Below are 9,498 nucleotides of genomic sequence, written 5' to 3' on the forward strand. Positions count from 1 at the left end.
CTTTAGTTCGACATTTGCAACTGCTAGTCTTTGCCATGTGTTGAAACCCATGGATGCAACCCCGAGGAGAGCACGATGAAGCGCACCGCCACCGCCAACTGGACCGGATCACTGACCGAAGGTTCGGGCACCCTGGATGTCCTGAGCGGCGCCCTCAAGACGCTGCCCTATACCTATAAGGGCCGTTTCGTCGATGAGAGCGGCCAGTCCGGCACCAATCCTGAAGAGCTGATTGCCGCCGCCCATTCCGGCTGCTTTGCCATGCAGCTCGCACATTTCCTCGCCGAGAACGGTACCCCGGCGACCAATCTTGAGGTCGAGGCGGCGGTCACCCTCATCCCCGGCACCGGCATCACCGGCAGCGCCCTCACCCTGGTCGGCACCGTGCCGGGCATAGACGAGGCCACGTTCCGGGAACTGGCCGAAAAGGCCAAGGCCAATTGCCCGGTGTCCAAGGCCTTGGGCGCCATCGAGGTCACCCTCGACGCAAAGCTCGGCTGAGGGCGCAAGTCACACCTGTCCGGCTGCAAAAACCATAGCATCGCCGCCTAAGCGTCTGTCTTGGGGGGATTGCGAACGCCTATTCGCAGGCGGAATTCTCGCAATGAATGCGTTCAACGTCTGGGCACCGGCACCGCCCCTCCCACCGGCCGTCACCCTCGGCCTTGAGCCGAGGGCTCTGTACTTGATTGGCGGCGTTGGGGTGGGTTTCAGACTGTCGGCTTCCAAATGAGTGGCACTGGAAAGCAGACATCACCCGTCTGGGCATTCTCTAGCACTAATCTGAGGTTACCAATTCGCGTTCCGCACGGAAGCGCTGGGCTCAACTGACAAGATCTGCTCTGGCCCATGGGCTGCCGCATTGTCCCGGAACCGTTTCGGCGAGGTCCCGGTCGCGCGCTTGAACGCGTTGCTGAAGGCGCTTTCGGATGAATAGCCAACTTCGTGCGCCACTTGCGACACTGGAACGTCATCCCGGCGCAAGCTGCGCTCGGCAAGGCGCATCCGCCAATTGAACAGGTAAGTGAGCGGAGCGACGCCAGCCACCTGGCGGAATCTGACAGCAAAAGCTGTACGAGACATCGCGACGCCCCGGGCCAACTCTGCGAGTGTCCAATTTCGTGCTGGATCGGCATGGATCATCTGCAGCGCGGGAGCAAGCCGTTCATCGCCCAAGGCGCGAAGCCAGCCATGCGTCCGCGGCCCCTCGACCGATAGCGTCGCCCGCAGAGACTGGACGAAAAGCAACTGGGCGAGCAGTCCCGTAGTAGCCGCCGCACCAGATTGTGGGGCCCGGCTCTCGAGCACAAGCTGAGCCAGCAACCAGCCCAGCACCGATGCCTGGGGAGCGGTCGTCGCCACGTGAACGAGCGGCGGTAAAACATCCAGCAACAGGTCCTGCCGCGTGTGATCGATCGCTACATGCCCGCCGACAATGGTGACGTCGCCCTCGTGTCGATGGGGCGCCATATCCGTTACGACCTGGATATTCCCTTGGGTTGTCTGGGACGCCGCATGAGCTAGATCGCTCGCCAAGGTCAACGGATGCTTGCCGTTGACCAAGATGACGTCACCGGTTGCCAGTTGCACCGGGGCAGGCAAGCTATCCATGACCAGCCAGCAATCGCCTGCGACGATTGCCATGATCTTGAGCGCGTTGGGCCGCGGGAACTGCCTCACCCAATCATCCTTGGCGACCATCCCGCCGGTCAGGACACAGCGGGCATCGAGAAGATCCAGAATTTGAGAGAGGGGATCGGACAGCATTCCGAACGATCGCGCAATTCTTGTGGATGTTCAAGCATTCAAAGTTCACCCGCCACGGAATAGATCAGGAACCCAACAGCAAGGAGAAGAACAATGTCGCAAACGCAAACTCCGCTCGGTTCGGGCTTTGGAGCTGCCAGCACGGCTCTCGAGGTGATTTCGGGGATCGACTTGGCAGGCAAGACCGCTCTCGTTACAGGTGGGTCCAACGGCATGGGCCTGGAAATCACTCGCGCGCTGGTTTCGGCTGGTGCGAATGTCGTCGTGCCCGCTCGCAATCTTGAGAAGGCGCGAGCAGCGCTGATCGCTATCGAGCGTGTGGAACTCGTTCCTCTCGATCTCATGGACCCGGCGTCGATCGAGTCTCTCGCCGATACCTTCCTAGCCTCCCATCGGTCCCTCGACATCCTCATCAATAATGCCGGGACGATGCTCAACCCTCTTACTCGCGACAGCCGAGGTTATGAATCCCAGCTTTCAACCAATCACCTGGGCCATTTCGAACTTGCGGTCCGCCTATGGCCAGCCTTGGCGAAGGCCAAAGGCGCACGTGTGATTTCGGTCTCTTCGCGTGGGCATCAGTACGGGCACTTCGACTTCGAGGACCCTAATTTCCTGCATCAGCCTTATGACGCTTCGCTGGCCTATGGTCGCTCGAAAACGGCAAATGCGCTGTTCGCGGTGGCGCTTGACCAGCGTGGACAAGAGCACGGTATCCGCGCGTTTTCACTTCATCCAGGTGGGGTGATCACCGAGCTTGCAAAGTTCATTTCCGCAGAGAATCTCCAGGCAGCCGGCTACGTCGGGAGCGACGGCAAGCCAATCATCGATCCGGAACGGAATATGAAGACGGCGGCTCAAGGTGCGGCAACAGCTGTGTGGTGTGCAACCAGCCCTGCGCTCAACGGCATGGGCGGCCTCTACTGTGAGAACTGCGATATTGCCCCGCTCTATCCAGATGATTCTACGGAACTGCTCGGCGTACGCTCTTGGGCAATAGATCCTCGGGCGGCCGCTGATTTGTGGACGCTAAGCGAAGAATTGACCGGCGAAAGTGTCGGCAGCTAGCGCCTTGGAGCGAGCATGTCCGGTGTCGTCGGTCACGACTGTCATCGTCGGGACCGGGAGACCGCCGTCTCACCAAGACGCTCGGTTCTGACCGGTCGCAATGCGCGCGAAGCTGTTGTCGGCGCAAGTGGATGAATGGCAACTTTCGGGATGCTCGCGACTGGTCCCAAAAGTCCCAAATCGGGTCGGAAGCCGACTCCCCCCGCCGAGCCCCCACCCTTGATCCCTCGCCCCCTTGTGGGGAGGGAAGCGAGATGGGACTTAGCTTCAGCTAAGTCCGTTGAATCGAGCAGGGTGGGGGTGTCGGGCTCGCAACGCATTGAGACGACAGGCTATTTACAGAATAATCCCCGGGGTCGAAATCCGCCCCATAATTCCGCCGTCCTCACCGACAACACGCGGTACCGACGAAGTGCCGGGTGAGGAGGCAGGCCGCACGGTGTCGATCGGGCGGAGGCGTGTATGCTGACCACCGGTCGCTCAACTGAAGCGAACGGCGACAGGCGGCGATGGATGTTTCGGCGTCCGGGCCCAAGGTCTGTGCCGCTCGTGGATGGGATGAGCAACCCGCAAGGGGGCCGCTCGATGCATGCGTCCGAAATCCTGTTCGTGGGAAGCGGCTTTCGCCTCTTCTTTAATTTAACCGAGGCGAAAGCCGCTTTTCACCGTGCAAACCCGGAGACGCCAGCGTCGTCCGGACCTTCGGCATGCGCACAGCATCGCGGAACGCTCTTTGATAGGATGGCTAGCGCGATTGGACGCTAGTCCTCAATCGGCTGGAACATCGCATTGAGCTCGCTGACGATCTGCTCGATCGGCGCCACCGAGTCAGGCAGCATTTGCGGCGCCTCAGGCGCCACCGCCAGATAGGGCACGCCGCTGGGAAAGGCCCCAAACCGCTGGAAAAACCCGACCATGTCGTCCAGCACCGGCATACGCCAGCGCCACATGGCCCCCATGGCCAGCACTGGCTCCATATGTCCGAAACCCTCATAATATTGCGTCGTCACCCACACGCCCTGCGCCCGCAGCCGCTCGGCAAAGCGCTCGGTATTCTGCACCCTGACGATGGGGTCGGTCGTGCCGGTCGCCAGATACATGGGCGGCGCCTCGGCCGTGATCAGATTGATCGGCTGCGTGCCCTGCGGATTGGGCGCCTCGCCGAACACATCGCGCACTTCATTATATTCGAAAGGATAAAAGTCATAGGGGCCCGACAACGCCGCCACCGCCAGGATGGGTATGGTCACGCCATATTCGTCCCGGAACGATGGGTCGAGCGCCTGCATCACAGCATTATAGGCGCCGGCCGAATGCCCGGCCAGAAACAGCCGGTTCGGGTCGCCGCCATAATTGGCGATATTGTCCTGCACCCAACGCAGCGCCCGCGCCCCGTCCTCCAGAAAATCGGGATAGCGCACCTCCGGGTAAAGCCGGTAATCGGCGATCACGGTGACAAAGCCCCGCGAGGCCAGCGCCCGCCCGGCAAACTCATATTCACCCCGCTCGCCGCGGCTCCAGCCGCCGCCATAGATGAAGAACACCACCGGCGCCAATTCACCGCGCTGCTCGGGTGCATAAACATCGAGCTTGGCCCGCGCCCCATCCGCATACGCAATCCCATCGCCCACCTTGGCCGTCCCCCCATCCATAGCCAGCGGAACATTGAACGGGTCCATGATCGAAACGGCCTGGGCGGGCTGGGTGGCACCCGCGGCCAAAAGGCCGATCAGCAGAAGAATTGTAAGTCGCGTCATCATAAGGTCAGAGGTTGAAAGCCGCGCCGTTTCTGGCAGCAAAAATCGCAGAATTTATGGTCACTTCTGCGAAAGGCACCAATTGCGCCACATGCCGACAAGCATATCGCTGAAGTCGCGGCCAAATCGCGGCACATCACAAATCGGCGAAGCCGCAATCCTCCCGGGCAGCTCCGAGCGCAGAACCGCAAGCCTGTCGCGGTCACCGGCCCGCTCTACCGCCATGGTCACGTAGTCGGCCACGTCGCCGGCGATCCAGTCATCCAACCCGGCATTAGCCAGAATGCTGGCGCCGACCCGGCTGATGTAGCGGTTGCCCTTCAGCGTCAGCACCGGCACACCCATGCGCAGCGCCTGCACGGTGGTCGTGGTGCCATTATATGGAAACGGATCGAGTGCAATATCAATCTGCCCGTAAAGAGCCAGATGCTCGGCTTGCGTTTCGGTTCGGCCCATCAGGTCGAGCCTGTCTGGCGCGACGCCAAGCGCTTCGAACCGCTTGGCAGTGGCGTCGCGTTCCGCCTTCTGCTGCAAGGCGCGCGACTTGAGCAATAGTCGGCTCTCGGGCACAGATCGCAAAATCTCCGCCCAGGTCGACATGGTCGCATCGCTGATCTTGTTGTGGCTGTTGAAACTGCCGAACACCGGCCCACTTCGCCTTTGGCTCTTGGGAGCCGGCGGCGCTCCATTGTCCGAGAACGCCAAAAAGGCATCGGGCAAACGCCACGGCCTCTCGCTGATGTAGCGCTCTTCGCCCTCCGGCAACACCCAGTTATCGCAGACAAGATAGTCCAGTCGACTAAGGCCCGTCGTGCCCGAATAGCCGAGCCAGCTGGCCGATACCGGCGCCGGTCGCGACGCAAAAAGCGGCAGGCGGTTACCCATTGTGTGACCGGACAGATCGAGTAGGACGTCAATGCCATCGGCCCGTATCTTGTTGGCCAAGGTATCATTATCCAGGCCGGTGGCCTTTACCCAATTGTCAAAATAGACGCGCAGGGCCTCGCTTGTCGCGTCCTCTCTATGCGCCATGGAATAGGCAACCAGTTCCAACCGGCCGCGGTCCAGATGCGGCAGCACGGCCTTGAGCAGCGAACCCACGGAATGGTCGCGCAGATCCGCCGAAACAAAGCCAACGCGGACCCTTCGGTCCGCCTGGGCGGGATCGGCAATATGCGTGGCCGCGCCAACCGTTTTTTCGATCATCCGCCCATAGGCCATGGCCGCCTCGGCCTGCTGGCCCGCACCCACATCGTCGAAATAATTAAGCACGAAGGTCCGCGCGCTGAGCAGAACCGGCTGCTCCGGCCATTTCTGTACGGCGGTGTCCAGCACGGCGCGGCTTTGAGCGGTTCGCCCCAGCATATAGAGCGACATCGCGTTTCCCACTGCGTAATCGCTGTTCTCCCGATCGAGCTCCGCTGCACGGCCATAGGCAGCTGCGGCCTTTTCATACTCACCGATATGAAGCGCAGCCCGCCCCACATTGCCGCTGGCAACCGGCGATCGGGCATTGATCGAGCGCGCCCGCTCGAAGGCCCGCAGCGCCTCGCTGGCTCGCCCGGTTTCATAGAGGGCCAAGCCGAGATTGAGCGCAGCACCAAAATGCCGGGTTTCGATCTTGAGCGCGGCCATGCAGCGGGACATTGCCTGCTCGTAGTGCCCCTGTCCGATTAGGACCAGAGCCAGGTTTGCGTGGTAATTAGCCACTTTGGCATCGCTGGCAATTGCACGCTCGAAACAGGCTTGCGCCTGAGCCAATTGGCGGGCAGAGTACATCACCAGGCCACGCAAATGCCAAGCCTCCGCCCAGTCAGGATAGACCATGAGCGCTTGCGCAAGCGACCTGTCGGCCTCCTGCAACTGGCCTTGGCGATAGCAGGTATCAGCACGGCTGAACAATTGGGCTAGGGCCGGAGTGACCTTGGCATTCTGCTTTTTGGAGCGCGGTGATTTGACCAAATCGGCCTCTGGCAATCCTAAGAATCGTCGCTGTTTTGCGCCCCGGAATGGGCGAGGGCAGGCGCGCCGATGATCCGGTCGCTGGCCTGCCCTCTACTTAAGCGGGAGAACTTTGCGCCCAGTTTGTTAACAGTACGTTAACGCTTCAGCCGCTCCAGTAACAGGCCCGATACGTGCCCATCGGCAGCCAGCCCTCGCGCCTGTTGATAGGCAATGACCCCGGCGCGCGTCTTGGGTCCGATCACGCCGTCGGCCGTGCCCACGTCAAATCCTGCACGCCCAAGCAACGCCTGCACCTCGGCCCTTTGCGCCTTGTTGAGCGCATAATCGCCCGCCGGCCAAGGCGTCACAAAATCACCGCCACCCAGGATGCGGTCCGCCAGATGGCCGACGGCCAGGGCGTAGCTATCCGAATTATTGTAGCGCTTGATGACATCGAAATTGGGTAGCAGCAGAAAGGCTGGCCCATTGGCACCTGCCGGCATGTAGAGCCGCCCGATATCGTCGGGGCGCGGAAAGGCCCGCCCCGAGGCGCGCGTAATGCCCATGGCCTGCCATTGGCTCAGCGGCGCCTTGTCCATGCCGCGCGCTGTTGCAAAGTTGAACCCCCGCGGGAGTTTGACCTCATAGCCCCAGGTTTCACCCGGCCGCCAATTGAAGCTTTTGAGATAATTGGCCGTGGAACCAAGCGCATCGGGCACTGAGTTCCAGATATCCTTGCGTCCATCGCCATTGTAGTCCACCGCGTAGCGCATGAAGCTCGAGGGCATGAATTGGGTGTGCCCCATCGCGCCCGCCCAGGAGCCGACCATGGCGTTGGGAGAAACGTGCCCATCGGAAATGATACGCAGAGCCGTGACCAGCTCGGATCGGAAGAAGTCAGGGCGATACCCGCTCTCGGTCAATGTCGCGAGCGCATAAATGGTGTTGTTGCCGCCCATAAAGCCACCAAAATTGGTTTCCATCCCCCATATGGCCAGGACGATTTCGGGCTGCACCCCGTAACGCTGCTGCGCCCCGGCCAGGGTCTGCGCCCATTCCCCGCGCATGGCCTGTCCCTTGGCGGCCTGAGCGGCAGTCACTCGTTTTTCGACATATTGCTGCACCGTCTGGGTGAATTCAGGCTGCTTGCGCGTCAGCTCGATCACTTGCGGAATAGGGCTATAGCCGGCAAAGGCGGCCTCGAAGACCTGCCGGCTGACACCGGCCCGCTCCGCTTCAGGCCAGAGATTGCGCACGAAACTGGCACTATTGGCCTGGGCCGGCGCCACAAGGGCAAGTCCCGCCAGGATAGCGCCCAAAAGCAGACGTTGAAAAAGCAAAGAACCACCGGATCGGGTCATCTCGGGCCTCGTGCATACGCGCTAACAGGAAAGACACGGACGCGCCTGCTGTGCCGCAACATGGCGCGCGTAGAAAAATATTAACGCACCCGATTAAGATGACCTTAAGGCAAACGCCCTCGAGCGATCACATCGCCGTCAATCCGGACTATCCTCGCTCTGGTCCTCGACCCGACCGGCCGGTGGCGGCGATTTCGATGCCCCGCCGCCCGCAGGCACATAGGTCACATGCGGATAGGGGATCTCGATACCCTGTTCGGCAAAGACCAGCTTGACGATCTCATTATAGCGCCGGCCAACGCCCCATTGTTTGCCCGGTAAGGTCTTGATCCGCGCCCGCACCGTGATCGCCGAATCTCCGAAAGCAATCACGCCCTGCATGTCGAGATCGTCGAGAATTTCATCGCCATGCTCGGTCTGCATGAGCCGCTCGAAGGCCTCGTGCATCGCCGCCTTGACCGCGTCGATATCGCTGTCATAGGCCACGCCGATTTCGGCCACATGATAGGAAAATCCGCGCATCATATTGCTGACCTGATCGACCGAGGAGAACGGGATCAGGTGCACCGTGCCACTGAGATCGCGAATGGTCACCGAACGGATGGTGAGCTTTTCAACAACGCCCGACCAGCTGCCGACCGCCACCACGTCACCCTCATTCATGATATTCTCGAACTGGATGAAAATGCCGGTGATAATATCTTGCACCAGCTTCTGCGCGCCAAAACCGATGGCGAGACCGACAACACCGGCGCCCGCCAAAAGGGGGGCAATATTGACCCCGATCTGGGCCAGGGCCAGCATGGTCCCGAAGACCACAAGCGCAATGGTGAAGGCGTTTTTAAAGAGATTGAGCAATGTCTTTTCACGCGAGGTCGGCACCCTGCCGAAATTGGCATTGAGCCGATATTCGACCCAGGACGCCACCACCACATAGAGCACAATGGCCGCAAGGATGATCAGCGCGGCCGAAACCACCGAGCCGGCCACGGCAAGACCCTCTTCGCTGCCGATCCAGGCGACAAAATCGAACAAGGCCCATGCCTGCCCGATAGCGACAATCACACCCGCTATCACCACCCAACGCACCACCCGCATCACCGCAGGCACGAAGGATTTGAGCCGGCTCTCCAACAGTGGCAGGCGCTGCCGGACATCTTCGGGCAGGCTCAGACCGGCGCTGACAAAGCGGGTGATAAAGCCTACCACCAGCGACCCGATGAGAGTGGCAAAAGCCGATTGCACGGTTGCGCCCAGCATGAAGGGCAAGGCCGTTTCGGGATTGGCAAACCACACCACCAATAGCGCCAGCAAATAGACGATGACCAGAATGTGCCAATGCTGGCCGATGGCCGCCAGCAGTCGCCCTAGTCCGTCATTGTTACGTCTCTCGCTAATATCGGCCAGCCATGTCCGAACATCATCCTTGTTCTGCAAGGTAATGATGATGCCGATCGTCACGGCGGTCGCCATGGCCAGCACCTGCACCATGCCGCCGGCCGGACGCGATACCAGGCTGCTGATCATGGGCGCGACGAAAAGGAAAGTGTAGCCAAGCAGCGAGATGATCCGCGCACTCCAGAAGGACCAATAGGCCGCAT

At 60.9% G+C, this 9,498-nt stretch carries 7 protein-coding genes (1 of these 7 only partly in view); 2 read left to right on the forward strand and 5 right to left on the reverse strand.

Going from position 1 to position 9,498, the window contains the following annotated elements; genetic code table 11:
* The first annotated feature begins 75 nt into the window (after positions 1–75).
* On the forward strand, positions 76–501 hold the full coding sequence (locus V8Z65_RS15620) for an OsmC family protein (RefSeq protein WP_338721075.1): 426 nt from the start codon (positions 76–78) through the stop codon (positions 499–501).
* Positions 502–789: 288 nt separating this feature from the next.
* Here the strand turns inward: V8Z65_RS15620 and V8Z65_RS15625 are convergent, their stop codons facing one another.
* Entirely contained in the window at positions 790–1,767 is a 978-nt protein-coding gene (locus tag V8Z65_RS15625) for an AraC family transcriptional regulator (RefSeq protein ID WP_338721076.1), read from the reverse strand.
* 93 nt (positions 1,768–1,860) lie between these two features.
* Here V8Z65_RS15625 and V8Z65_RS15630 point away from each other — a divergent pair, with 93 nt between their 5' ends.
* Positions 1,861–2,835, forward strand: coding sequence for an oxidoreductase (locus V8Z65_RS15630; RefSeq protein ID WP_338721077.1), 975 nt, complete (start codon positions 1,861–1,863; stop codon positions 2,833–2,835).
* Positions 2,836–3,596: 761 nt separating this feature from the next.
* On the opposite strand, the gene V8Z65_RS15635 is transcribed toward V8Z65_RS15630, so the two are convergent.
* The 4 genes from V8Z65_RS15635 to V8Z65_RS15650 all read right to left on the reverse strand — a co-directional run.
* Entirely contained in the window at positions 3,597–4,592 is a 996-nt protein-coding gene (locus V8Z65_RS15635) for an alpha/beta hydrolase (protein ID WP_338721078.1), read from the reverse strand.
* Between the two features lie 60 nt (positions 4,593–4,652).
* Entirely contained in the window at positions 4,653–6,554 is a 1,902-nt protein-coding gene (locus V8Z65_RS15640; protein ID WP_338721079.1) for a tetratricopeptide repeat protein, read from the reverse strand.
* Positions 6,555–6,691: 137 nt separating this feature from the next.
* Positions 6,692–7,897, reverse strand: coding sequence for a lytic murein transglycosylase (locus V8Z65_RS15645; protein WP_338721080.1), 1,206 nt, complete (start codon positions 7,895–7,897; stop codon positions 6,692–6,694).
* A gap of 138 nt (positions 7,898–8,035) precedes the next feature.
* Positions 8,036–9,498, reverse strand: the 3' portion of a protein-coding gene (locus tag V8Z65_RS15650; RefSeq protein ID WP_338721081.1) for a mechanosensitive ion channel domain-containing protein. It continues 748 nt past the right edge of the window; only the last 1,463 of its 2,211 coding nucleotides appear in the window; its start codon lies beyond the right edge, outside the window — the gene reads right to left on this strand; the stop codon is at positions 8,036–8,038.

The sequence above is a fragment of the Devosia sp. XK-2 genome (assembly GCF_037113415.1).
In the GTDB taxonomy this organism is placed as follows: domain Bacteria; phylum Pseudomonadota; class Alphaproteobacteria; order Rhizobiales; family Devosiaceae; genus Devosia.